Source organism: Pseudomonas sp. EA_35y_Pfl2_R5 (assembly GCF_963970805.1).
In the GTDB taxonomy this organism is placed as follows: Bacteria; Pseudomonadota; Gammaproteobacteria; order Pseudomonadales; family Pseudomonadaceae; genus Aquipseudomonas.
The window spans coordinates 497,345-522,041 of the sequence record NZ_CAXAOW010000001.1; the positions used below are offsets into that span (position 1 = coordinate 497,345).

General features: G+C 61.7%; 20 protein-coding genes. 12 read left to right on the forward strand and 8 right to left on the reverse strand.

Going from position 1 to position 24,697, the window contains the following annotated elements; translation table 11 throughout:
• Nucleotide 1: 1 nt before the first annotated feature.
• Nucleotides 2-1,417 (reverse strand): acetyl-CoA carboxylase biotin carboxylase subunit, encoded by a 1,416-nt coding sequence (locus tag AACX99_RS02215; protein ID WP_339409194.1) that lies wholly within the window; start codon nucleotides 1,415-1,417, stop codon nucleotides 2-4.
• Between the two features lie 190 nt (nucleotides 1,418-1,607).
• Here AACX99_RS02215 and AACX99_RS02220 point away from each other — a divergent pair, with 190 nt between their 5' ends.
• The gene (locus AACX99_RS02220; protein ID WP_339409195.1) at nucleotides 1,608-2,588 is read left to right on the forward strand and encodes a LysR family transcriptional regulator; all 981 of its coding nucleotides are present in this window, start codon (nucleotides 1,608-1,610) and stop codon (nucleotides 2,586-2,588) included.
• On the opposite strand, the gene AACX99_RS02225 is transcribed toward AACX99_RS02220, so the two are convergent.
• Nucleotides 2,554-3,024: a hypothetical protein gene (locus AACX99_RS02225; RefSeq protein ID WP_339409196.1), complete on the reverse strand. Its 471-nt coding sequence runs from the start codon at nucleotides 3,022-3,024 to the stop codon at nucleotides 2,554-2,556. The genes AACX99_RS02220 and AACX99_RS02225 overlap by 35 nt on opposite strands.
• A gap of 330 nt (nucleotides 3,025-3,354) precedes the next feature.
• On the opposite strand from AACX99_RS02225, the gene AACX99_RS02230 reads away from it, so the two are divergent.
• On the forward strand, nucleotides 3,355-5,544 hold the full coding sequence (locus tag AACX99_RS02230) for a M14 family zinc carboxypeptidase (RefSeq protein WP_339409197.1): 2,190 nt from the start codon (nucleotides 3,355-3,357) through the stop codon (nucleotides 5,542-5,544).
• Nucleotides 5,545-5,590: 46 nt separating this feature from the next.
• On the opposite strand, the gene AACX99_RS02235 is transcribed toward AACX99_RS02230, so the two are convergent.
• Together AACX99_RS02235 and hexR are read right to left on the reverse strand one after the other, a co-directional pair.
• A complete protein-coding gene (locus AACX99_RS02235; RefSeq protein WP_339409198.1) occupies nucleotides 5,591-5,818 on the reverse strand; it encodes a PA3496 family putative envelope integrity protein in 228 nt (75 codons plus the stop codon).
• Nucleotides 5,819-6,029: 211 nt separating this feature from the next.
• Complete coding sequence (hexR, locus tag AACX99_RS02240; protein WP_339409199.1) at nucleotides 6,030-6,896, reverse strand: transcriptional regulator HexR; 867 nt, start codon at nucleotides 6,894-6,896, stop codon at nucleotides 6,030-6,032.
• A 111-nt stretch (nucleotides 6,897-7,007) separates the two neighbouring features.
• Between hexR and zwf the strand changes: the two genes are divergently transcribed.
• A complete protein-coding gene (zwf, locus tag AACX99_RS02245; protein WP_339409200.1) occupies nucleotides 7,008-8,495 on the forward strand; it encodes a glucose-6-phosphate dehydrogenase in 1,488 nt (495 codons plus the stop codon).
• Between the two features lie 10 nt (nucleotides 8,496-8,505).
• Here zwf and AACX99_RS02250 read toward each other — a convergent pair whose 3' ends face one another.
• From AACX99_RS02250 to AACX99_RS02260, 3 genes are all read right to left on the reverse strand, one after another.
• Nucleotides 8,506-9,180, reverse strand: a complete 675-nt coding sequence (locus tag AACX99_RS02250) for a hypothetical protein (RefSeq protein ID WP_339409201.1) — start codon at nucleotides 9,178-9,180, stop codon at nucleotides 8,506-8,508.
• A 149-nt stretch (nucleotides 9,181-9,329) separates the two neighbouring features.
• Entirely contained in the window at nucleotides 9,330-10,598 is a 1,269-nt protein-coding gene (locus tag AACX99_RS02255; protein ID WP_339409202.1) for an MFS transporter, read from the reverse strand.
• A gap of 74 nt (nucleotides 10,599-10,672) precedes the next feature.
• A complete protein-coding gene (locus AACX99_RS02260; protein WP_339409203.1) occupies nucleotides 10,673-13,555 on the reverse strand; it encodes a putative bifunctional diguanylate cyclase/phosphodiesterase in 2,883 nt (960 codons plus the stop codon).
• A 235-nt stretch (nucleotides 13,556-13,790) separates the two neighbouring features.
• Here AACX99_RS02260 and uvrD point away from each other — a divergent pair, with 235 nt between their 5' ends.
• The 6 genes from uvrD (at nucleotide 13,791) to AACX99_RS02290 (ending at nucleotide 20,369) form a co-directional block, all read left to right on the forward strand.
• Nucleotides 13,791-15,995: a DNA helicase II gene (uvrD, locus tag AACX99_RS02265; protein WP_339409204.1), complete on the forward strand. Its 2,205-nt coding sequence runs from the start codon at nucleotides 13,791-13,793 to the stop codon at nucleotides 15,993-15,995.
• 154 nt (nucleotides 15,996-16,149) lie between these two features.
• Nucleotides 16,150-17,238 (forward strand): TRAP transporter substrate-binding protein, encoded by a 1,089-nt coding sequence (locus AACX99_RS02270; protein ID WP_339409205.1) that lies wholly within the window; start codon nucleotides 16,150-16,152, stop codon nucleotides 17,236-17,238.
• Nucleotides 17,239-17,279: 41 nt separating this feature from the next.
• Complete coding sequence (locus tag AACX99_RS02275; protein WP_339409657.1) at nucleotides 17,280-17,984, forward strand: outer membrane protein; 705 nt, start codon at nucleotides 17,280-17,282, stop codon at nucleotides 17,982-17,984.
• Nucleotides 17,985-18,096: 112 nt separating this feature from the next.
• Nucleotides 18,097-18,675, forward strand: coding sequence for a TetR/AcrR family transcriptional regulator (locus tag AACX99_RS02280; protein ID WP_339409206.1), 579 nt, complete (start codon nucleotides 18,097-18,099; stop codon nucleotides 18,673-18,675).
• 343 nt (nucleotides 18,676-19,018) lie between these two features.
• Nucleotides 19,019-19,864, forward strand: a complete 846-nt coding sequence (locus AACX99_RS02285; RefSeq protein ID WP_339409207.1) for a Tim44 domain-containing protein — start codon at nucleotides 19,019-19,021, stop codon at nucleotides 19,862-19,864.
• 136 nt (nucleotides 19,865-20,000) lie between these two features.
• Complete coding sequence (locus tag AACX99_RS02290; protein WP_339409208.1) at nucleotides 20,001-20,369, forward strand: VOC family protein; 369 nt, start codon at nucleotides 20,001-20,003, stop codon at nucleotides 20,367-20,369.
• Here AACX99_RS02290 and AACX99_RS02295 read toward each other — a convergent pair.
• The gene (locus tag AACX99_RS02295; RefSeq protein ID WP_339409209.1) at nucleotides 20,366-20,953 is read right to left on the reverse strand and encodes a hypothetical protein; all 588 of its coding nucleotides are present in this window, start codon (nucleotides 20,951-20,953) and stop codon (nucleotides 20,366-20,368) included. The genes AACX99_RS02290 and AACX99_RS02295 overlap by 4 nt on opposite strands.
• A gap of 134 nt (nucleotides 20,954-21,087) precedes the next feature.
• On the opposite strand from AACX99_RS02295, the gene AACX99_RS02300 reads away from it, so the two are divergent.
• The 3 genes from AACX99_RS02300 to AACX99_RS02310 all read left to right on the forward strand — a co-directional run bounded on the left by AACX99_RS02300 (nucleotide 21,088) and on the right by AACX99_RS02310 (nucleotide 24,696).
• Nucleotides 21,088-21,498 carry an SMI1/KNR4 family protein gene (locus AACX99_RS02300; RefSeq protein ID WP_269379478.1) on the forward strand — a complete coding sequence of 137 codons (411 nt, stop codon included), beginning with the start codon at nucleotides 21,088-21,090 and terminating at the stop codon, nucleotides 21,496-21,498.
• A 676-nt stretch (nucleotides 21,499-22,174) separates the two neighbouring features.
• Nucleotides 22,175-23,866, forward strand: a complete 1,692-nt coding sequence (locus tag AACX99_RS02305; protein ID WP_339409210.1) for an autotransporter family protein — start codon at nucleotides 22,175-22,177, stop codon at nucleotides 23,864-23,866.
• Nucleotides 23,866-24,696, forward strand: a complete 831-nt coding sequence (locus AACX99_RS02310) for an alpha/beta hydrolase (protein ID WP_339409211.1) — start codon at nucleotides 23,866-23,868, stop codon at nucleotides 24,694-24,696. Before AACX99_RS02305 ends, AACX99_RS02310 begins: the two co-directional genes overlap by 1 nt.
• The last annotated feature ends 1 nt before the right edge of the window (nucleotide 24,697 follow it).

Consider the following 24,697-nt stretch of genomic DNA (forward strand, 5'->3'; position numbering starts at 1 on the left):
CCTACAGGCCGGCGTGGGCGGCAATGGCGGTAGCGATGGCGATGGCCAGGTGCGACGGATTGCGCTTGATCGAGTACTCGGTCAATTCCGGGTGCGCCTCGACGAAGCTGGTGTTGAACTGACCGCTACGGAATTCCGGGTTACGCAGGATTTCCTGGTAATAGGCGGCGGTGGTTTTCACCCCCTGCACGCGCATGTCATCCAGGGCGCGCAGGCCACGGTCCATCGCCTCCTCCCAGGTCAGCGCCCAGACCACCAACTTCAGGCACATTGAGTCGTAGTAAGGCGGAATGGTGTAGCCGGTGTAGATCGCCGTGTCGGTGCGCACGCCAGGGCCGCCGGGGGCGTAGTAGCGGGTGATCTTGCCGAACGAGGGCAGGAAGTTGTTTTTCGGGTCTTCAGCGTTGATACGGAACTGCAGGGCATAACCACGGTGGATGATGTCTTCCTGTTTGACCGACAGCTCCAGGCCCGAGGCGATGCGGATCTGTTCGCGGACGATGTCGATACCGGTGATTTCTTCCGTGATGGTGTGTTCCACCTGCACCCGGGTGTTCATCTCCATGAAGTACACCTCGCCCTCGGCGAGCAGGAACTCCACGGTACCGGCGTTCTCGTAACCCACGGCTTTGGCGGCGCGCACGGCGAGGTCGCCGATATAGGCGCGCTGCTCGGGCGTCAGCTGCGGGCTGGGGGCGATTTCAATGAGCTTCTGGTTACGCCGCTGGATCGAACAATCGCGCTCGAACAGGTGCACCACATTACCGAAGCTGTCACCGAGGATCTGCGCCTCGATATGTTTGGGGTTGACGATGCACTTCTCGAGAAACACCTCGGCACGGCCGAAGGCCTTGGTCGCCTCGGAGATCACCCGCGGGAACGCTTGCTCCAGTTCCTCACGGCTGTTGCAGCGACGGATACCGCGGCCGCCACCGCCGGACGTGGCCTTGAGCATCACCGGGTAGCCAATACGGTCGCCCTCGCTCAGTGCCTCGGCTATGTCAGCAACATTGCCTTCGGTGCCTGGGGTGACCGGCACGCCGGCTTTGATCATGCTGCGCCGCGCTTCGGTCTTGTCGCCCATGCGGCGGATCACTTCCGCACTCGGGCCTATGAACTTGATCCCACGTTCGGCGCAGATGTCTGCCAGTTCGGCGTTTTCGGAGAGAAAACCATAACCGGGATGCAGCGCATCACAGCCGGTCTCTACCGCCAGATTGACCAGCTTGCGCGGGTTCAGATAACCAGCCAGCGGGTCGGCACCAATGCCGTGGGCCTCGTCCGCACGCTTGACGTGCAGTGCCTGGCGATCGGCATCGGAATACACCGCCACCGAACGAATGCCCATTTCGGCACAGGCCCGCACGATGCGCACGGCGATCTCGCCGCGATTGGCTATCAGGATTTTCTTGATCACAAGCCAGCATCCTCGATCACGTGAGCAGGCAACCGACAAAACCGGTCGACGTGTGACCGCAGTAGCAGTGGCGGTCAGGGCACTCACGCTACGCCGGCTTGGCGATTAACCAAAATCAATAATTATTGGGCTAGGCATTAGCTAAAGCTTATAGTTGAGCCTGATCGACTATTCCACACAGGCTCTATCCGTGCGTAAGTCTTTGCTACGTATGACATTTCGTCAGATCCAGGTGTTTCGCTCAGTGTGCAGCCACCTCTCCTATAGCCGCGCGGCGGAGGAAATGGCCCTGACCCAACCGGCGGTCAGCCTGCAGATTCGTCAGCTGGAGGAGCTGATCGGCCAGCCGCTGTTCGACTATATCGGCAAAAAGCTCTACCTGACCGAGGCTGCTGAAGCGCTGCAACGCGCCAGCGCGGATATTTTTGGCCGCCTGGAGAGCCTCGATATGCAGCTGGCCGACCTGCAGGGCTCGCTGCAGGGACAGCTGAGCCTGGCCATAGAATCCAGCGCCAAGTACTTTGTTCCGCACCTGTTCGCCGCTTTTCGCCAACAATACCCGGAAGTCAATTTACAGCTGGTGGTCACCAATCACACCCAGGCGCTCAAGCGTCTGAACGCCAACCGCGATGACCTGCTGATCATGTCGCGCGTGCCCACGGACATGAACCTGGAGTTTTTACCCTTCCTGAATAACCCGATCATCGCCGTGGCGCCGCCCGAGCACCCGCTGTGCTCGCAGGGCCCGCTGAGCCTGCAGGACCTCACCGCCTTCCCGCTGCTGATCCGCGAAGCGGGGTCCGGCACGCGCCAGGCCTGCGAAGACTATTGCCATCAGAAACGTGCGCACTTCGCCCAGACCCTGGAAGTCGGCTCCATGGAAGGCCAATGCGAAGGGGTGATCGCCGGCCTTGGCCTGGCTTTGCTGCCGCGTCACGCGGTGCGCCGCGAACTGGAATGCGGCGCCCTGCGCGAACTGCCAGTGGCCGAGCTGCCGCTGCTGCGCAGCTGGTGCCTGGTGCACCCGCGCAACAAATACCTGTCACCGGTGGGTCAGGCATTTTTCGCCTTTGTGCGTGATCAGCGCAGCCTGATCAACGCCCTAGCCGAGCGCTTTGCCGGGCCCATGGGGGACGCTATTCCCAGGCATACAACCAACCCACCGCACTGACCCGCCCCTCGCTGAATGCCACCAGCAGCTGATCATGCTGGCCGCGCCAGTGGTAACTCCACAGCAGCGGCCCCGGGTTGCCCTGCCATTCCGTGCGGCGCTGCCAGTCGACGTAGTCCGCCTGGCCGACCGTGACCTTGGCATCCGGCTCGCCCAGCAGCGCCAATACAGTCGGTGTATCGCCGCGCGCAACCAGCACCTCTGCGGCCAACGCCTGCATCAGCTGGTGCTTGCGCCCCTGCCAGGCATCCAGATCCTCGCGCCATTCGCCCCCAGCAAAATGCCCCTTGGCTTGCCGCAACTGCGTCCACTCGACCGCCATCGCGTACCCCTTATCAACGCCTGCCTGCTGCTGGGCTCCGCCTGAAGCACAGCCCAAGGCCAACCCGAGGGTCAGCAGCAACATGCCGATCCGCAATCCATTGATTCCTTGCATAAATCTCTCCTTACACGATTGCCATACATAGCCAGTAGCCATCACTTTTACGAGCATCGTGTCGGCTATATGTCGTGAAAATACGAAAAACGACAGCGATCTACGAAGAAATTGACAGCCAGCCAAGTGCCTTCTAAGTTCCTTTGCACTCTTGTACCAGATCGGCCTGCCTCGCATAACAAGATGTTCAGGGGCATGCAGTAGCGCCAACGCATTCGGCATCAAGAGCTTCCACTGCCAAACATCCCTCGCCCTCCACAAGGGGGCAAAAAACACACCGTTCCTTACCAGGGGCGGATAAACAATAAGTGAAGGATAGGAATCTCAAGAATGAGAAAGCGGAAGTTAACCCTCGCCATCAGCGCCAGCATCACCGCGCTCTGCATGCTCAACACGGTTCAGGCACAGACTCACCCCCAAGAAGACTTTATGCTGCTGGAGCAGGAAAAAGCCGCCAACCAGGTGTACAAGGCGTTTTTTCCCAACGAAGACATTGCCCGCAAAGCGGCCATCAGCTTCCACGGTCAATTGCTTGAATCGCACTATGAGCAGGGCTACCTGATCATGGAGCTGACCGAAGAAGAGCAGGAGAAACTTGCGGCCTTCGGTTTTACCTTCGCACCGGCCAACGAGTTTATTGCCAAGCGCAATGAAGTCCTCACGCTGATCCAGAATCGCCTGCAACAGCGCAGCCTGAAAAGCGCCACGGCGATGAGCGACGCAAGCCTGGCCAGCATCCCCGGCTACGCCTGCTATGAAACCCTGGAAAGCACCTACAGTGTGGCCAGCGGCATGGCCAGCCAGTTTCCCGGCATCGCCGAGTGGCTGCTGGTTGGCCAGTCCTGGGAAAAGCTCAACGGCCAGGGCGGACACGACATCGGTGTGCTCAAGCTGACCAATAAAGCCATTACCGGCAATAAGCCCAAGCTGTTTATCAACAGCGCCATCCATGCCCGCGAGTACACCACCGCGCCGCTGGTGCTGGATTTCGCCCGCTGGCTGGTCAACGGCTACGGCACCGATGCCGACGCCACCTGGATTCTCGATCACCACGAAGTCCATCTGATGCTGCAGACCAACCCGGACGGTCGCAAGAAAGCCGAAACCGGGCTGTCCTGGCGCAAGAATGCCAACCAGAACTATTGCGGCGCCAACAGCAACAGCCGCGGCGCCGACCTCAACCGCAACTTCACCTTCGGCTGGAACAGCACCAACGGCCAAGGCTCCAGCGGCAGTGCCTGCAATGACACCTACCGTGGCCCAAGCGCGGGCTCCGAGCCGGAAATTCAGACCCTGGAAGCTTATGTGCGCAGCCTCTGGCCGGATCGTCGTGGCTCCGGCAAAAATGATGCGGCGCCAAGCGACACCAGCGGCATCCACTTGGATATCCACAGCTACAGCGAACTGGTGCTATGGCCGTGGGGCGATACCAGCCAGGCAGCGCCGAATGGCACCGCGCTGCAAACCCTGGGACGCAAATTCGCCCTGTTCAATGGCTATTCGCCACAGCAGTCCATCGGACTCTACCCGACCGACGGCACCAGTGATGGGGTCAGTTATGGCGAGCTGGGCGTCGCCGCTTACACCTTCGAGCTGGGCACGCAGTTCTTCCAGAGCTGTACCGTCTACCAGAACACCATCAAGCCGAAGAACCTGCCGGCCCTGATCTATGCGGCCAAGGTTGTGCGTACGCCCTACGTCACCCCGGGCGGCCCGGATATCAGCAACCTTGCGCTGAGTGGTAATGCCTCCAGCGGCGTGCCGGCCGGCACTCTGGTTACGCTGAGTGCTACCGCGAGCGACCTGCGCTTCAGCACCCGCAACGGCACCGAGCCCACGCAGAACGTCACCGCCGCCGAGTACTACATCGACAAGGCGCCCTGGGAGTCAGGCGCTCAGGCGATGCCATTGCAACCCCTGGACGGCAGCTTCAACGGCAAGACCGAAGGCCTGACCGGCAACATCGCCACCACTGGGCTGCAGCCCGGCAAGCACACCGTGTATGTCCGCGCGCGGGATGCGTCCGGCACCTGGGGTGCAGTTTCGGCGGCATTTCTGGTGATCGGCAGCGGTACGCCACAGCCCAACTACTGCAGCGCGGCCAGCGGCAATGCCAACGATGAGTGGATCAGCCAGGTCAGCTTCGGCAGCTTCACCCGCAGCTCTGGCGCCAGCACCTACAGCGACTTCACCGAAGCGCGGATTGGCCAGGTGGTGAACCTGCAACGAGGCAGCAACAGCCTGCGCCTGACGCCGCAATTTGCCGGCTCTACCTACAACGAGTACTGGAAGGTCTGGGTCGACCTGAATAAGGACGGCGACTTCACCGACGCGGGTGAAGAACTGTTCACCTCCGCACGCGCGCTCAGCACGGTGGTGAATGGCAACCTGGTGATCCCCGCAGGCGCCGCGACCGGGAAAACCCGCCTGCGTGTGGCCATGCGTTACAACACCGCACCTGTGCCATGTGGCACCTTCAATTACGGTGAAGTGGAGGATTACACCGTTAATATCGAGTAAGGCCTAGCAGCCTGGGGCCGCCTTATACGGCCCCAGGTTCGCGCATTCAGCGCGCCGTCGCTGCCGCACCTTTCTTCGACCCCACCTGCAGGCTGTGCAGGTAGCTGGTCGCGATCAACTCCGGAAAATCGATCAACTCATGCTGCAGCTGCCGCTGCTCGGCATAGCTTTCGATCGCGCGGCGGTATTCCATGCGGCGCTGGTCCAGCAGCTTGCGCCGGGCCTTGGCGTCGCTGCTTTCGTGAGACTGCGGTTTATCCAGATAGCCAGACATAGGGTGCAACTCCCAAGCTGAATAAGGGAGTACCAGCATCGACCCTGAATATGACGCTTTGATGGCCACGCGATAACGTGGTGGTGAAATCAGCGGAGCCAAACCTCAGTCAGAATTTAGCGCGCTGGAGCGAAACTAGGCGCAACGTAGTAACAGCCGAAGGCCAGCTCTAACGCCGGATCGTCGACAAGCAGCAGATCCTGAACAGGTTTCAGTCTTCGATGTTTTTATGCGACTTGGGCGACAGCCGCAGGCTGCGCAGACTACGCTTAACGCTCTTGAGGTGGTTGACCAAGCCTGGGCCACGGGCCATCGCCACACCCATGGCGAGCACGTCGATCACCACCAGGTGAGCGATACGCGAGGTCAGCGGGGTGTAGATTTCGGTGTCTTCCTGCACGTCGATGGCCAGGTTGACCGTGGCCAGGTCGGCTAACGGCGTCTGGCTCGGGCACAGGGTAATCAACGTCGCGCCGGTTTCACGCACCAGATTGGCGGTAATCAGCAGGTCCTTGGAGCGTCCGGACTGGGAGATACAGATCGCCACGTCGGTGGGCTTCAAGGTTACCGCGCTCATCGCCTGCATATGCGGGTCGGAATAGGCGGCAGCGGTCAGCAGCAGGCGGAAGAACTTGTGCTGGGCATCCGCCGCCACCGCACCGGATGCGCCAAAACCATAGAACTCCACACGCTGGGCATTGGCGATAGCGGCAATAGCCTGCTGCAGCGCCTGGGTGTCGAGCTTTTCGCGTACTTCGATCAGGGTGTGCAGGGTGGTGTCGAAGATCTTCAGGCTGAAGTCCGCCACCGAATCGTCTTCATGAATGGCGAACTGGCCGAAACTGGCACCGGCAGCCAGGCTCTGCGCCAATTTCAGCTTGAGATCCTGAAAACCAGTGCAGCCAATCGCCCGGCAGAAACGCACGATAGTCGGCTCGCTGATACCGACGCTGTGCGCCAGCTCAGCCATGGAGCTGTGCATGACCGACGCAGGGTCAAGCAGAACATGGTCGGCGACCTTGAGTTCCGATTTGCGGAGTAGATGACGCGACTGGGCAATGTGCTGCAACAGGTTCACAGGTTTAGGCTCGGCATTTGGCTAACGAATCCATCTAGCACGCCGCATCGGAGTCATGACTCGGTTATGATCGGCGTAAGACGGGTTGTAGTGGACTTGTAGTTATACTACATGGCCGCCGCCCTCGCACGGTTAAACCGAGTCGGAGTTCCCACCTTGAGCATTCCCTGCGACATGCTGGTGTTTGGCGGCACCGGCGACTTGGCCTTACATAAACTGCTGCCAGCGCTCTATCACCTGCATCGCGCCGGCCGCCTGCATGGCGACACGCGCATTCTTGCCTTGGCCCGCAGCAATCTGGCGCGCAGCGCCTTCCAAGCCCTGGCCGAACGCCATTGCCGCGCACAGGTGGCGCGCAGCAACTTCGATAATGACACCTGGGCCAGCTTTGCCGCGCGTCTCGACTACTTCGCCATGGACGCCAGCCAGAGCGCGGACTTCGGACGCCTGGGCAAACGCCTGGGGCAAGACCATGAACGCGTGCGCATCTACTACCTGGCCACCGCGCCGGACCTGTTCGAAGACATTGCCTCGCACCTGAAAACCGCCAGCCTGGCGGGCCCCAAAACGCGCATCGTGCTGGAAAAGCCCATCGGCCATTCACTGCAATCGGCCCAGGCAATCAACGCCGCGATTGGCGCGGTGTTTGATGAATCGCGGGTATTCCGCATCGACCATTACCTGGGCAAAGAGACGGTGCAGAACCTCATGGCCCTGCGTTTTGCCAACGCGCTGTTCGAGCCGATCTGGCGTACCGGGCATATCGACCATGTGCAGATCAGCGTCTGCGAAACCCTCGGTGTGGAAAACCGCGGCGCTTATTACGAAAAAGCCGGCGCCATGCGCGACATGATCCAGAACCACCTGCTGCAGCTGCTTTGCCTGGTGGCCATGGAAGCGCCGGTGCGCTTCGACGCCGAGGCGGTGCGAAACGAGAAGGTGAAGATCCTTGAAGCGCTGAAGCCCATCACCGGCCTCGACGTGCAGGACAAGACCGTGCGCGGCCAGTACACCGCCGGCAAGATCGGCGGTCAGGAAGTGCCGGCCTATTACTTCGAGAAGAACGTCGACAACGACAGCGACACCGAAACTTTTGTCGCCGTGCAGGCCGAGATCGACAACTGGCGCTGGGCTGGCGTGCCGTTCTATCTGCGCACCGGCAAACGCCTGGGGCACAAGACCTCGGAAATTCTGATCCAGTTCAAGCCGGTACCGCACCAGCTGTTCGGCGAAGGCGAAGCCAACCGCCTGCTGATCCGTCTGCAACCGGAGGAGCGCATCAGCCTGCAACTGATGAGCAAGAGCCCGGGCAAAGGCATGCACCTGCAGCCAGTGGAGCTCGACCTCAACCTGGCCGACGCCTTCCACAAGCAGCGCCGCTGGGACGCCTACGAGCGCCTGCTGCTCGATGTGATCGAAGGCGACTCAACGCTGTTTATGCGCCGCGACGAAGTGGAAGCAGCCTGGCACTGGGTCGACCCGATCATCAAAGGCTGGCACCAGCACTACCAGAGCCCGCGGCCCTACCCGGCCGGCAGCGACGGCCCGGAGCAGGCCGGCAACCTGCTGGAACGCCATGAACGGCAGTGGATGGAATAGCGGGCGCGGTCTAGGCCCACTGCTGCTCGAAGATCTGTAGCACGGCCTCCGGTAGTTGCTTGCGCAAGCCATCACCGCTGATCAGCAATAGCAGCGGCAACAGTTTGCGCAGGGTCGCCGGCTGCAGCCCGGCGCAGACATCCGCCTGCCGCGCCAGTGACAAGCCACCTAACACCTGGGCGGCCACTGGCAGGTTGCGATCCAGCACCGCCGCCTCGGTCAGTTTGCACAAATATCCCGTGGAGAAACTGCGCAGGCTCTCGCTGATCAGCGGCATATCGACGATATGCCGGGCAATCTGCAGCACATGGTCGACATCGTTGATGCCGTAGATCAGCACTTTGATCTGTTTGGCCGACAGGCATTCGGCATACAGCGCCGCCGTGGCAAACGCACCATCGGCACAGAGCTGGCGCGCCACTTCTAGGTGCAGGCTGTCCGGCAGGCTCAGGTAGGTGTCGAGGATCAGCCGTGGGTCGAGGTGCGTGGTCACCGCAGCGGCAAACTCGATGGGCATGACCATGATCAGCTCACGCAACTGCCCCGGCGGCATATGCGGTGCCAGCAGCGCGGCCTTCTCCGCCCCCAGTTGCTGCACCAGCCCCAGCTTGACGCTCAACGGGGCCATGGCCTGGGACGCCAACAGCAGGCGCAGGCCGACACTCAGGCTCGCGGGTTTGCGCATACGCACCTCTATTCAATCCGGACAGGCCCGCAGGATTGCCCGCGCGCAGCACAAAGGCAGCCATCTTTGATCCGGTTGCGCGCCTGCCGGGCAAGCAGCGCCCGGCGCAGGTGGGAATAGAGGAAACACCCCTGGCTGAAGCAGGCAACTTATGCGGCGCTGACCGCCGGTCGTGCGCCGCGCCAGAAGTACAGCAGCACGATGGGCAGCGCCAGCAGCCCCAGAGCGCCGGCGCTGATAAACAGATTGGCAAAGCCCAACTGCTCGGCCAGCCAGCCGCTGGTGGCGCCCACCAACCCGGCCAACAGCAGCTGCACACTGGCTTGCAGAGTAAAGTCCGCACCTTCGTGCTCGGGCCGGCACTGGCGCATCATCACCGCGAACAGCGCCACCGTGGACATGCCATCGGCGGTCTGCTCGAACAACGCCACCCCATAGACCAGACCGATGCTGCTGCCGGCATTTACGAGGACAGCCATGGCCGCGATCCCGCAAGCCTGCAACAGGCCGAACAGCAGCAGCGCGCGCAACGCGCCGATGCGCGCATACAACAGGCCGCCGAGAAACGCCCCGGCGATCCCGGCCAGGCTGCTGATCAGGGTCAGCTGGCCCAGCTCGGCGTTGCTCCAGCCCTGATCCACCAGCATCGGCTTGATCATCGGCGAACCCAGCGCATCGCCCAGCTTGAAACTCAGCAGCACCGCCAGCCAGAACAGCATGCCGGACTGCAGCAACAGGCCACGGTAATGCCGCAGCAGCAGCCCAGGCCCGGCTGGCTCCGCCTGCGCGGGTTGAAACGGCAGCTCGCGCCGCTCGTTAAAGCGCCAGATCGGCAGCGTCATCAGCACCAGCAGCACCGCCACCAGCGCCACACTCAGGTTCCAGCCCAGCGCATCCATCGCCAGCAGCAGACCACTGCCGCTAACCAGCATGCCGACCTTGTAGCCACCCACCTGCAGGCTGTTGCCCAGCCCGCGCCAGCGCTCTGGCAGCAGGCGTACGGCCAAGCCATCGGTGGCAATGTCCTGGGTCGAGGCAGCCAGGTTGACCAGCAGCAACAGGCCGATCAGCAGCAGAAAATGACTGTCGAACAGCCGCTCCGGATTCATCAGCGCCAGGCTCGCAATCACCGCGATAACGCCGAGCTGCAATGGCAGAATCCAGCCGCGATGATGGCCCAGACGCGGCGAAGCCAGCCGATCCACCCACGGTGCCCAGAGCACCTTGAGCAACCAGGGCAGCGCCAGCAACTTGAGCAGGCCAATCAGCGCCAGATCGACGCCGTGCTGACGCAGCAACACCGGCAGCGAATGGGCCAGCAGCCCCGAGGGCAACCCCTGGGCGCAATACAGCGAGGCCAGCAGGATCAGGGTCGCATTGGCCGGGCGAGACGCGGCGGCGGAAGAAGTGGGCTGCATGGAGCATCCTGCAAATCAGCGAAAGCGCGACAGTAGCGACCCGGCCGGCGACAGACAAGCCGCCGGCCGGCCAATCAGAACTTGCTGGCCTGCTCGCGCAGCAGCTGGGCGAACTGCTCGACCGGCACCGGTTTGCTGATCAGGTAGCCCTGAATCTCGTCACAGCGCTGGCTCTTGAGGAAGTCCATCTGCGCCTGGGTTTCCACACCCTCGGCGACCACCTTGAGCTCCAGGCTGTGGGCCATGGCGATAATCGCGCGGGTGATCGCGGCGTCTTCGCTGCCAGGGGTCAGATCGCGGATAAAGGTCTGGTCGATCTTCACGTAATCCACCGGGAAGCGCTTGAGGTAGCTCAGCGAGGAATAGCCGGTGCCAAAGTCGTCAATCGCCAGTTTGACGCCCAGTTCGCGCAGTTGCTGAAAGGTGCTGATCACGCTTTCGACGTTGTCCAGCAGCTGGCTTTCGGTCAGTTCCAGCTCCAGGAATTGCGCGGCCAGGCCGGTTTCATCGAGCACCTGGCGCACCAGGCTGAGCAGGTTGCCCTGACGCAGTTGATGCACCGACAGGTTCACCGAGACGCGAATCTGCGCCAGCCCCTGCAGTTGCCAGGCGCAGGCCTGTTTGCACGCCTGGCGCAGGACAAATTCGCCAATCGCACCAATCAGCCCGGTTTCCTCAGCCAGACCAATAAAGTCGCTCGGCGGCACCAGGCCCAACTCAGGGTGCCGCCAGCGCACCAGCGCCTCGGCGGCATTCAGGCTGTCATCGGCCAGACACAATTTGGGCTGGTAGAACACTTCCAGCTGGCCTTCGTTGATGCCTTTGCGCAGCTGGTTTTCCAGTTGCAGGCGCTCCAGGGTGCAGGCCTGCAGGTTGTCGGTGAAGAACTGGAAGGTGTTGCCGCCCAGGTGCTTGGCATGTTGCATGGCCATATTGGCCTGGCTGACCAGGGCGGAGATTTCCCGCGCATTGTCGGGCAGCAGGCTGATGCCCAGGGAGGCGCTGACCACCAGCTCATGGCCGCCCACGGTCATCGGCACGCGCAGTTTGCTCAACAGGCGGCTGGCCAGGCGCGCGAGACTTGAGAGGCTGCCGTAGGAGTCGATAAGGATGGCGAATTCGTCACCGGACAGTCGCGCCAGGGTATCGGCTTCCGGAACCGCTTGAGTCAGACGGCGGCTGACCTGGCGCAGCAGCTGGTCGGCCACTTCATGGCCGAGGCTGTCGTTAAGCAGCTTGAAGCGGTCCAGGTCGACATGCAGCAGGGCAATGCTGCGTCCGCCCTGCCTTGCGCGCTGACTGGCCTCATGCAGACGCTCCTTGAACAGGCTGCGATTGGCCAAGCCGGTCAGCTCGTCGTAGTGCGACAGGTAGCGCAGGCGCTCCTCGGCCTCGCGCCGCGACGACAGATCGGCGAAGAAGCCGACGATATGGCTGACACTGCCCCGCGCATCGCGCACCACATTGAGCTGCAGCCACTGCGGATACAGCTCGCCGTTCTTGCGCGTTTCAATCAGCTCGCCGCGCCAGGTGCCACTGTTTTCCAGCTCCAGGCGGATCAGCTGGTACTGCCGGCGGCTGTCGCCACTGCTGATCAGGCTGATCACGCTTTTGCCGACCACTTCATCCTGGCGATAACCAGTCACGTCACTGAAGGCCTGGTTGACGGACAGCAGGCGGTAGTCCGGGTCGAGAATCACGATGCCTTCGCTGGCGGCCTCGAACACCGTGGCGGCCAGCTGTTGCTGCTGTTCCTGCACCTTGCGCGCGCTGATATCGCGACGGGTGCCGAGCATACGCAGCACGCGGCCTTCGGCGTCGCGCTCGACCGCACGACCACGGTCCTCAATCCACACCCAGTGGCCGGCCGCGTGCTTGATGCGGTACTCGACCTGATAGTCGTCGCTGCGGCCCTTCATATGCTCGACCAAGGCGCGACGCAGCACCGGCAGATCATCCGGGTGCAGGCGCGGCTTGAGGTCGCGCAGCATCACCTGTACGGCCTGCGGCTCCAGGCCGAAGATTTCCTTGAGGCGCGAGTGGTGCACTTCGTCGCTCTGCAGGTCCCAGTCCCACAGGCCCAGCTCGCTGGCTTCGATGGCCAGGGTCAGGCGTGCGCGGCTCTTGCTCAGGGCGTAGGTGGTTTCATCCAGCTCCAGGGTGCGCTCGGCCACGCGCATTTCCAGCTCGCCATGGGCCAGACGCAACTCGCGCTCGGCACGGCGGCGCTGTTCCACTTCATGGGCCAGCTCGCCGTTGAGCCCTTCGGCCTGCATCTTGGCGTGCTCCAGGTTGCTGATCAGCGCCTGGTTGTGAAAACGCTGCAGCAGGCTGCGCTGCACCAGGCGGTTGACCTGCCACGCCACCACCAACAGGGCCAGCAGCAGAATGCTGCCAAGCAGGCCCCAGCCGCGCTGCAGCGGGTTATCACTGAGCAGCAGATAGCCCACCGAAGGCAGCAGGCAGGGCAAGGCAAAACTGAGGAAGGCGGTAAAGCTGATGGCATAGGCCACGCTGGCCGAGAGAATCGCCGCAGCAATCAGGCCATAGACCACTGCCTGCAGGTAGAACACATCCGCCGGCACCAGGGCGATGGCGGCAAACGCCAGGGTCAGCCCGGAAGCGCTCGCGCCAAGCAGAAACAGACGACGCCAATGGCGTTCGGCCTGACGGCTGGGCAAGGCGTTGTTGAAGGCGCGCACCTGCACCAGGCGCAGCGCGGCGAGGATCACCAGCCAGACCGACCAGCTGACCAGCAGCACTGGTGGCAGCGCGCCCCACAACAGGAAGGCACACACCACGCCGCTGAGCAGCATAAACAGGGTCGGCACCTGCGAGCCCTGATAGAGCATGCGGGTGCGTTCGGCGGCTATGTCTGTCGCGAATAGCTGAGCCACTTCCCGCCCGGGAGTCGGCCTGAAGCCATTGGCGCCAGCAGATGAAGTCGATGCGGTCATAGGCGATTTTCTTATAAGTGGTTGCCTAAACGTCGGCGCAGCATACGCGAGCTAGACGCATCGCCCAAGCCAGACGTGCGCTAATTCACAGTACAAATACCTAACTTTCGCCGAGTGCAGGCGCGGCCCCTCTGCGCGCGCGCAGCTGACTCACCAGTCGTCCACTAAAACCCTTGCGCCGATTCAGGTCATACCCTGGTTTGCCCTGCCTGGCACAGCCCCCTAGAATGCCGCGATGCAAAATGACCCCGAACTCCTGATTGCCTCTCTTAATGATGCCCAACGCCAGGCTGTAGCCGCGCGCGTGGGCCGCCAACTGGTGCTGGCCGGTGCTGGCTCCGGTAAAACCCGCGTGCTGGTGCACCGCATCGCCTGGTTGATCCAGATCGAGAATGCCTCGCCGCACAGCATTCTGTCGGTGACCTTTACCAACAAGGCCGCTGCCGAAATGCGCCACCGCATCGAGCAGATGCTCGGGCAGAGCCCTGCGGGCATGTGGGTCGGCACCTTCCACGGCCTGGCCCATCGCCTGTTGCGCGCGCACTGGCAGGAGGCCGGCCTGGCCGAAAATTTCCAGATTCTCGATTCCGACGACCAGCAACGCATCGTCAAACGGGTGATCCGCGACCTCGGCCTGGATGAACAACGCTGGCCGCCTAAGCAGGCGCAGTGGTTTATCAACGGACAGAAGGACGAAGGCCTGCGGCCGAAGAATATCCAGCCCGGCGGCGACCTGTTCCTGGCCACCATGCTGAAGATCTACGAAGCCTACGAAGCGGCCTGCGCCCGCGCCGGGGTCATCGACTTCTCCGAGCTGCTGCTGCGCGCCCTCGACTTGTGGCGTGACAAACCGGGCCTGCTGGAGCATTACCAGCGGCGCTTCCGCCACATTCTGGTCGACGAGTTCCAGGACACCAACGCCGTGCAATACGCCTGGCTGCGCATGCTCGCCAAGGGCGGCGACAGCCTGATGGTGGTGGGTGACGACGACCAGTCGATCTACGGCTGGCGCGGGGCGAAGATCGAGAACATCCAGCAGTTCTCCGACGACTTTAGCGATGCCGAAGTGATCCGCCTGGAGCAGAACTACCGCTCCACCGCCGGCATCCTCAAGGCCGCCAACGCGCTGATCGCCAATAACCAGGGCCGCCTGGGCAAGGAACTGTGGACCGAAGACGGCGACGGCGAGCCGATCAACCTGTATTCGGCGTTCAACGAACACGACGAAGCGCGTTATGTGGTGGAGTCGATCGAGGACGCCTTGCGCAAGGACGGCCTCAAACGCAGCGAAATCGCCATTCTCTACCGCTCCAACGCCCAGTCGCGGGTGCTCGAAGAAGCCCTGCTACGCGAGAAGATTCCCTATCGCATCTACGGCGGCCAGCGCTTCTTCGAGCGCGCGGAAATCAAGAACGCCATGGCCTACCTGCGCCTGCTCGACGGCCGCGGCAACGACGCAGCGCTGGAGCGGGTTATCAACGTGCCGGCGCGCGGCATCGGCGAGAAGAGCGTCGAGACCATCCGCGAATACGCTCGCGCCCATGATGTGTCGATGTGGGAAGCGATTCGCCTGATGGTCGCCGCCAAGACTCTGCCTGGCCGTGCTTCGAGCGCGCTGGCCGGGTTTATCGAACTGATCGAAAACCTCGCCGCCAAGGCGCTGAGCATGTCGCTGCACCTGATGACCCAGACCGTCATCGAGCAGAGCGGGCTGATCGCCTATCACAAGGCCGAGAAAGGTGAAAAAGCCCAGGCGCGCATCGAGAACCTTGAGGAGCTGGTAAGCGCCGCGCGCTCCTTCGAGAACAATGAAGACGATGAGCTGAGCCCGCTGCAAGCCTTCCTCAGCCACGCCTCGCTGGAAGCCGGTGACACCCAAGCCGCGGAAAACGAAGACAGCATCCAGCTGATGACCCTGCACAGCGCCAAGGGCCTGGAGTTCCCGCAGGTGTTCTTGGTGGGCATGGAAGAAGGCCTGTTCCCGCACAAGATGAGCCTGGAAGAACCCGGCCGCCTTGAGGAAGAACGCCGCCTGGCCTACGTCGGTATCACCCGGGCCATGAGCAAGCTGGTGATCACCTACGCCGAAACGCGCCGCCTGTACGGCAGCGAGACCTACAACAAGGTGTCGCGTTTCGTCCGCGAGATTCCGCCGCAGCTGATTCAGGAAGTGCGCCTGTCCAATAGCGTCAGCCGGCCGTTCGGTTCGGTCAGCCGCAATATGGGCGGCAATAGCATGAGCGGTGGCAGTATGTTCGCCGGCAGCGCCGTACCGGACACCGGCTTCAACCTCGGCCAACGCGTGCAGCACTCACTGTTCGGCGAAGGCACCATCCTCAACTTCGAAGGCTCCGGCGCCCAGGCGCGGGTGCAGGTGAATTTCGAGAGCGAGGGCAGCAAATGGTTGATGCTCAGTTACGCCAAGTTGGAAGCACTGTAACAGCCGTCCGCAGCACTTATGTTTATTGCAAGACCTGCGACCTTGTAGGGTGGGTGAAGCTTCACCCATCCACCAATTGCGATGGTGGATGAAAAAAGCGTCATCCACCCTACCCCCTGTCAGTAACCGCCCTCTCAAATAATAAGGAAGTCCCATGATCCGCCGCCCTCTGCTGCTCGCCAGCGCCCTGCTCGCCGCCATCGGCCTGAGCGGTTGCAAGGAAGAACCTGCCGAACCGCAAGCCAGCGCCGAAGCGGTGCAAACTTTCCACTGGAAGATGGTCACCGCCTGGCCAAAGAATTTTCCTGGCCTGGGCACCGCCGCCGAGCGTTTGGCCGAGCGGGTCAAGACCATGAGCAACGGCCGCCTGACCATCAAGGTGTATGCCGGTGGCGAGCTGGTGCCTCCATTGGAGGTGTTCGACGCCGTGTCACGCGGGACTGCCGAGCTGGGTCACGGCGCCGCCTATTACTGGAAGGGCAAGGTGCCGGCGGCGCAGTTCTTCACCGCCGTGCCGTTCGGCCTGTCCACCAGCGAAATGAACGCCTGGCTGAGCAAAGGCGGCGGTCAGGCTCTATGGGAAGAAGCCTATGCACCGTTCGGCGTAAAACCGCTGGCGGTGGGCAATACCGGTATGCAGATGGGCGGCTGGTACAACAAGGAAATCAACTCGCTGGATGACCTCAAGGGTCTGAAAATCCGCATGCCAGGCCTGGGCGGCGAAGTGCTGAGCAAACTTGGTGCGACCACCGTCAACCTGCCAGGCGGCGAGATCTTCACCGCCCTGCAAACCAGCGCCATCGACGCCACCGACTGGGTCAGCCCTTACAACGACCTGGCCTTCGGCTTGCACAAAGCTGCCAAGTTCTATTACTACCCCGGCTGGCAGGAACCCCAGGCGGTACTCGAGCTGCTGGTCAACCAGAAAGCCCTCGACAGCCTGCCGGCCGACCTGCAAGCCATCCTCACAGAGGCCACCCGCGCCGCCAACCAGGACATGCTCGACGACTACGTTTACCACAACGCCATGGCCCTGGATCAGCTCAAGCAACAAGGCACCCTGCTCAAGCGCTTCCCCGACGACGTGCTGACTGCCATGCAGCGCGAATCTGAAGTGGTGCTTGGCGAGCTGGCCGCACAGAACGAACTGAACGGCCGCATCTGGGCCTCAATGCAGGCCTTCCAGGCCCAGGTCAGCCAGATGCACCAGCTGTCGGAGAAAGAGCTATACAACTGGCGCTGAACATTCAGATCCGACAGGGCTAGGTCACACTGCGGCTAGCCCTGCCCGATAACAACAATAAGGATTACCCCGATGAAACGCGCCTTGCTCCTTGCTGCTCTTCTGACCCCGCTGCCCACCTTGGCCCAAGCTTCGAGGGAGCCTACATAGGCCTCTATACGGGTTACTCCTGGGCCAAAGATGAGGGCACCAGCTACGCCCAAGGGCTTGACGTGAAAACCGGCTGGACTCAAGAAACCAACCCAAAGTCGGCACAGTACGGCGCGCTCGCTGGCTACAACTGGACGCTGGCAGATCGCTGGTTGGTAGGGGTTGAAGCCGATTACGACGGCCGTGGCGGCGAGAGCGACAGTAACGACCAGGAGCTCAATGGCACCAGCAGCCCCCTTTTCAGTGGCACTAGCGGTATCAACGCCAGCGGCTCCCTGCGCGCTCGCGCTGGCTATATGCCAAGTAACGATCTGCTGCTATTCGTAACGGGCGGCTACGCCTACGCCAAGGTCGAGCGCGAGTGGCAAACTAACTTCCCTACCGCCGCATCCGAATCCAGCAGCAATGGCCAGGGCGGCTGGACAGCGGGACTCGGCGCCGAGTACCTGCTAAGTGATAGCTTTTCGGCCCGATTAGAGTATCGCTATGCCGATTACGGCACCCAGGAAGACCTTCCTGTCGAAATGTGGAATGAAAAATTCAATCACCGCCTGACCGAGCAGAGCGTACGCCTGGGTGCGGCTTACCACTTCTAAGTCGCCCGGCCACCCCAGCTACACAAGGACAGCGTAATAACGGAGAGCCCGCCCGTCGTATCCCGCCACTCACCTCCCGCTCAGCCGCCATACTGCTGTGCGGAGGTCAACCATGCCGCGCTCCAACCCTTCTGCGTCACAGATACTCGATAGCGCCCTAAAACTGGCCGATGTTTGCGGCTGGGAGCGCCTGCACCTGTTCGATGTGGCCGCCGACCTGGGTGTGGGTCTGGACGCCATCGCCGCGCATTACCGCGAGAAAGATCAGCTGGTTGAAGCCTGGTTCGACCGCGCCGACCAGGCCCTGCTGGCGCGCGGCACTGGCGCAGACCTACTGACGCTGGGGCCGGCCAAACGCCTGGAAGAATTGCTGATCGCCTGGCTCGACAGCCTGGCCACACACCGCGCAGTCAGCGCACAGATGCTGATGTACAAGCTCGAACCAGGGCATATCCACCTACAGATTGGCGGCCTGCTGCGTATCAGCCGCACCGTGCAGTGGTGGCGCGAAGCCGCGCAGCGGGAAACCCTGCACCTGTGCCGCATCGCCGAGGAAAGCCTGCTGACCGGCATCTATTTGCGCTGCTTTATCCACTGGCTGCGCCACCCCGAAGAAGACCCCGCCGACTTCCGCGCCCTGCTGCGCCGGCAGTTACGCTGCGGGCCATTGCTGGTGCTGCTGCGCCGCTGACCAAGACCCAAAACCTATTTAAGATCTTGCGAGCTAGAGTCCTGCAAGGCGCTACGTTAGTAACAGCCTTTGGCTGGTCAAAACGGCGAGGACGCGGACTGGGCTCGCACGCGAGTGTACTTTTGTACATGAGCATTACTCGCTTCGCTCGCCCTTCGGGCCGCGCTGAAGCGCGTTAGCCGCAAGCGGCTTGCGGAGCCTGTTTTTAACGCGGCAGGGCCGACGCGCAGCTGATCGGAGACAGACCCGAAGGCAAAAGCCGGAAACATTCTAGGCCTAGCCAGCGGCGGCTACGCCGGGCAAGATGCCGCGCGTAGATCCAATCACCAAGAGACAGCTAACCATGCAGCGTTTCCTTAGCATCGCCCTGGCCATGTTCCTCAGCCTGGGACTGACCACCATGAGTTTCGACGCCGAAGCCAAACGTCTGGGCGGCGGCAAATCCTTCGGTTCTGCGCCAAGCCACCAGGCTCGCCAAGCGCCGGCCCAGCAATCCGCTGCCCCGGCGACCGCTGGTCGTCAACCTGCCGCAGCCAGCGGTGCATCGAAATGGTTGGGCCCATTGGCCGGTCTGGCCGCCGGTGGTCTGCTGGCCTCGATGTTTATGGGTGACGGCTTTGAAGGCTTGCAGATCATGGACATGCTGATCTTCGGCCTGATCGCCTTCCTGCTGTTCCGCTTCCTTGCCACCCGTCGCCAGCAAGCCAATCCGGCGACTGCTAACGGTGCGCCAATGCAGCGTGAAATGCCTGCAGCTCCAGCTTCGATCTTCGGCGGCAGCAGCGCCGCAGCCGCGATCAAGCCAGTAATCAACGCCCCGGCCTGGTTCAACGAGCAGAGCTTTATCAACGCCGGTCGCGAGCACTTCCTCAGCCTGCAACAGCACTGGGATGCCAACGAGATGGACAAGATCGGCGAGTTCGTCACCCCGCAGCTGCTGGAATTCCTCAGCCGTGAACGTGCTGATCTGGGCGATGGCTTCCAGTCCACCTACGTCGACAACCTCGATGTACAGCTCGATGGCGTAGATGACCTCAGCGACAAGACCGTCGCCACCCTGACCTTTACCGGCGTGGCCAAGACCTCGCGCTTTGACCAAGGCGAAGTGTTCAGCGAAAGCTGGCGCCTGGAGCGTGCCGTCGGTGACGACCAGCCGTGGCTGGTTGCTGGTATCCGCCAAAACGGCTGATCCTTCGCTGCATCAAGAAGCCCGGGCAAGCCCCGGGTTTTCTTTATCCATCATTCAGCACATGTATGGACTGGCGCGCGCTCCATTCACGGTGCAATCTGAGCCGCTCGAACCTACCCAACGCGAGTACTGTGCAATGATCGGATACACCACGGTTGGCACCACTGACATGGAAAAAGCCAAGGCTTTCTACAGCCCCTTGCTGGCTAAACTGGGCGCAAGAGTGGTCATGGATATGGGCCGCATCGCCTTCTACGGTATCGCCAAGGGTCAGCCGATGTTTGCCGTCTGCCTGCCCTACGACAAGCAAGCGCCTACCCCAGGCAATGGCCAGATGATCGCCCTGCCCGGCGGCTCATGCGAAGGTGTGGACAAGCTCTACGCCAAAGCCATCGAGCTGGGTGCAAGCTGCGAAGGCAAACCTGGCGAACGCATACCGGGCTTCTATGGCGCCTATATCCGTGATCTGGATGGAAATAAGCTGGCCTTCTACCACATGGGCTAGTTGGCGCTCTTACCTGGCGGCTTGGCCGCCGGGGCAGGCTGCTGGGCCTTGTCGCTCCAGGCCTGAATATCTTCACTGCGTTTGCGGCTGTTTAACTGGGCACGGTCAATCGCTTCTTCGTAATGCGCCAGCCAGCTGCGCGAGCCTGGCAGCATATTGGCCAGGTCACGCATACCGACCTTCAGGCCCTGCATTACCTGCTGGTAATCACGCTCCTGAGCCTGCAGCACTTTACTCACTTCAGCGATGCTGTCCGGGTTCTCCGCGCGCTCGAACATTCCCGTCAGCTGCGATGCCTGCTGGCTGGCCAGCAGTTCTTCCTGGTTGCTCAACGCGGTCTGCTGCACCGCCAGTTGCTGTTCAAGCTGCAGGATCTGCTGTTCCAGCGCCTGAATACGCGGCTCGTCGCCGGCACTGAACGCGCTGTAAATATTCAGCCCGACCGAAACCAGCATCAGGCTACCCAGTACCCCGGCCAGCGCCAGGATAAACAGGCGGTTGCGCTTACCAGCGGTAGTCAGCAGCTGTAACCGCTCTTCCTCGCTGAGTGCACCGTCTTCGGACTCTTGCGTTTGACTGTTCATGACCCAACCAACTTATGACGTTCAAAAATTGACGCACTGTTCATCTGCACAATAGCACTGTGCCAGCTTTTTGCTTAGACCCGTCTAGGGTATAAGACGCTCCCGTATACCCCGTAATAAATGAGGCAGACACCGTGGAAGAAGTCATCGAACAGTTGCGCGAACTCAACGAGCCGGTGCCCGTCCCGCTGGAATTGCCGGAAGAAGAAACCCTGGTGGAGATTCAGGAGCAGATCCTGATCCACCTGCCCTACGGCCTGCGCGAATTCCTCCTACAGGTCAGCGACGTGGTCTACGGCCGCCTGGAGCCCGTTACCGCCAGCGACCCGCAATCACACACTTACCTGCCGGAAGTCGCCGCCACCGCCTGGTCCCTGGGCGTGCCACGCGAATTCGTGCCGCTGTGCGAAGACCACGGCAACTACTACGTGGTCGAAGAAGACGGCACCGTGCTGCTGTGGGAAGCCGACACCACCGAAATCAACGAAGACGAAAGCTGGGAATCGGTCTGGCATTGGGTGCGTGACGTGTGGCTGGAAAGCTGAACGGCGACTACACGCTAAGCTCGCCAGCCATCAGATTGGCGAGCCCAGATCGACTCACGATAGTCCTTCTCCACGTAGCCACAGGTAGCTCCAAACCAAGTTATCTGCAGCCGCGAGTCCATAGACCCATCAGTGCACAGCGATAAACGGTCGCCTGAATTTACTTGTTTGCCTCTTGCCAGCTAGGCAAGATATGGCGCTTTGCCATCTATTGGCCATCAGTGCCCTGCCGCCAATGACAACAAGGACTCCCATGACGCCTTCAGCTTCGCGCCTTTCCCTGCTCGCCCTGGCTATCGCTGCTCATAGCAGCTCTGCCTTAGCAGTCCCTGGCTGTCCGATTACGTTAGGCAGTGCAAATGCTGAGGTGATTCTCAACCAAGCTTGCGCTCAAGTAACTATTCCCAGTACCACGACAATCATCGCGAACAACTACGACAGCGAAGACGTCATTGAAATACAAACAACCATTGGCAGTATCGACAATTACGGAACACTTAACGGGACTGGAAACTCCTCAGGAACTCTCTACATAACATCACTTGGGAGTTTAGATACGTTAAATAACTGGGGCACGATTTCCAATAACTCGTATGGCATTTATTTGGAATCAGCAAGCAACTTAACTATTAATCAAATAAGCGGCAGCATTAACGCCCCAAATGCAATAACCAACTTGAGCGCAGGAATACTTACCCTTAATTGGAGTGGCGGCAGCATCAGCGGCCTGGTCAAGGGGGCGAACCAGGTCAACGTCGATGGCGACGTGGACTTTAGCAACACAAGCTTCACAGCCGGCACCACCACCCTGAACTGGAATGGTGGCAGCATTATCGGAGCCATCACGGGCCTCAACACCATCATCGTCAACGGTGATGTGCGCTACCGTAATGCCAGCGCCAACCAGATGATCAACGTGGCTAGCGGCGCACGTCTGACTCTGGAGCAGGATCGCACCACCCTCACCGGCAGCCTGACCCTGGCCTCCAATGCCAAATTGGATATGTACCTGAGCAGCGCCACCCCTGTGGCCAGCGGCACCGGCGATGGCAATGCGATTGTCACAGGTTTGGGCACCGCCACCTTCGGCAACAGCTCGCAGATTGGCCTGAAGGTGCGCGGCGCAGATTTCGCCGCAGACAACACGACCTACACCCTGCTGTCCGGCGAAGGCATCGTCAACAACGGCCTCAGCGTGGTTGCACGCGATTCGGCGCTGCTGCGCGTCGACAGTTTCGCGGTGAATGCCGGCAAGGTTGTGGCCACGGTCAGCACCGTTGACCAATACAACTTCATCGGCAACAGCCCAAACGCCCAGTCGGCGGGCAGTGCCATCCTGCCGCTGCTTTCCACCATGGCCACCAACAGCCCAAACAACCCGGTGCTCGATGCGTTGGCTGGTGATGCCCAGCAGGTCGCAGATACCGCCGAGCAGCTGGTCCCCCAGGTCAACGGCGCCAGCCTGCAGGCCGCCTATGGCCTGAACAACACAGCCCACCTCAATGCCAACCAGCGCACTCAGGGCCTGCGTGGCCAGTCGTCCGGTGACAGCTTCAAGGACGCCGGCCTGTGGATCAAAGCGCTGGGCAGCCAGGTCGAGCAGGACAGCCGTGACGGTATCGAAGGCTACGATGCCGACCTCTCCGGCCTTGGTATCGGCGCCGATACCAAGGTGACCGATCAGCTAACCCTGGGCCTAGCCTACAGCTACCTGAACAGCGATATCAGTGCCGATGGCGGCAACCAGGCCGATATCGATGGCCACGCCATCACCCTGTACAGCGGCTATGAGCAGGACGCCTGGTTCCTCGACTCCAGCCTGACCCTCGGCCTCAACCATAACGACAGCACCCGCTATATTGCTGGCACTGAGGCCAAAGGCGACTACGACAGCCAGCTGCTCGGCCTGGATGTGCTCGGTGGTTATGGCATTCAGCTGGACAACGGCCTGCAGGTCGAACCGCGCGCAGCCGCCCGCTACGCCCGCGTGGATATCGACAGCTTCCGTGAGAAGGGCTCAATCGCCGCATTGGACGTGGACGACCAACGCTATGAAGTGGTCGAACTTGGTGCCGGCGTGCGCCTGTCCGGCAACCTACCACTAGGCCAGGGCACCCTGCAGCCGGAAGCCAAGGTCATGGTCTACCACGACTTCGCCGCCGACCGGGTCGCCACCAGCGCCAGCTTCACCTTCGGTGGCTCGCCCTTCCTGGCGACTGGTGCCAGCCCGGCGCGCACCCGCTACGAAGCTGGCCTCGGCCTGGAGTACAAACTGGCCGCCACCACCTTTGGCGTCAGCTACGACTACAGCGGCAAGGAAGACTTCCAGACCGATACCTTGCAGGCCAAGGTGCGTTACGACTTTTGATGAGGGCGCTTCTGGCAGATTCGACACGCAGCGCGCTACTGCTGCTCGCAACTCTGTTGAGCGCCTGCCAGACCCCGCTCAGCCAGTTGCAGGAATTGGCCGCAGCGCATGAGCGGCAGGTGGAAAACCTGCCCGGCTCACCTTTTCCCTTGGTATTAGCCACGCCGCGCCACCCGGTGCCGGGCCAGCGCCTACGTGTCTATCTGGAAGGCGACGGCCATGCCTGGGCAACGTCCAGCCAACCCAGCCTCGATCCCAGCCCGCGCCAATTACTGCTAGCCGAACTGGCCTTTACTGACCCGACGCCCAACCTGTATCTGGCGAGGCCCTGCCAGTTCATCAGTGCGCCCGCCTGCACGACGGCCCTGTGGACCAACCGGCGCTATGCCGAAGAAATCGTGCACAGCCTCGACCAGGCGCTCGATCAGCTCAAGGCGCGCTATGACAACCGGGACTTCGAGCTAGTCGGCTATTCCGGCGGCGCAACGTTGGCGCTGCTGCTGGCGCTACGCCGCGACGATATCGCCCAAGTGCAAACGCTGGCCGGCAACCTCAGCCCGCGTCGCTGGACGGCGACGCTCAAGCTGACACCGCTGGACGGCTCACTGGAACCGCTCGACCAGCGCGAGCGTCTGGCCCGCATACCGCAGCGCCATCTGCTGGGCGACGCCGACCGCGTCATACCGCGCGTGCTACTCGATGATTACCGGCGGGCGCTAGGGCAAGCTGATTGCCTGGAGGCGGCCATCTTGCCAGGTGTCGGTCATGCCGAGGGCTGGCCACAGGCTTGGGCAGCCTGGCGTGAGCAACCTTTGAGCTGCGTGCCCTAGA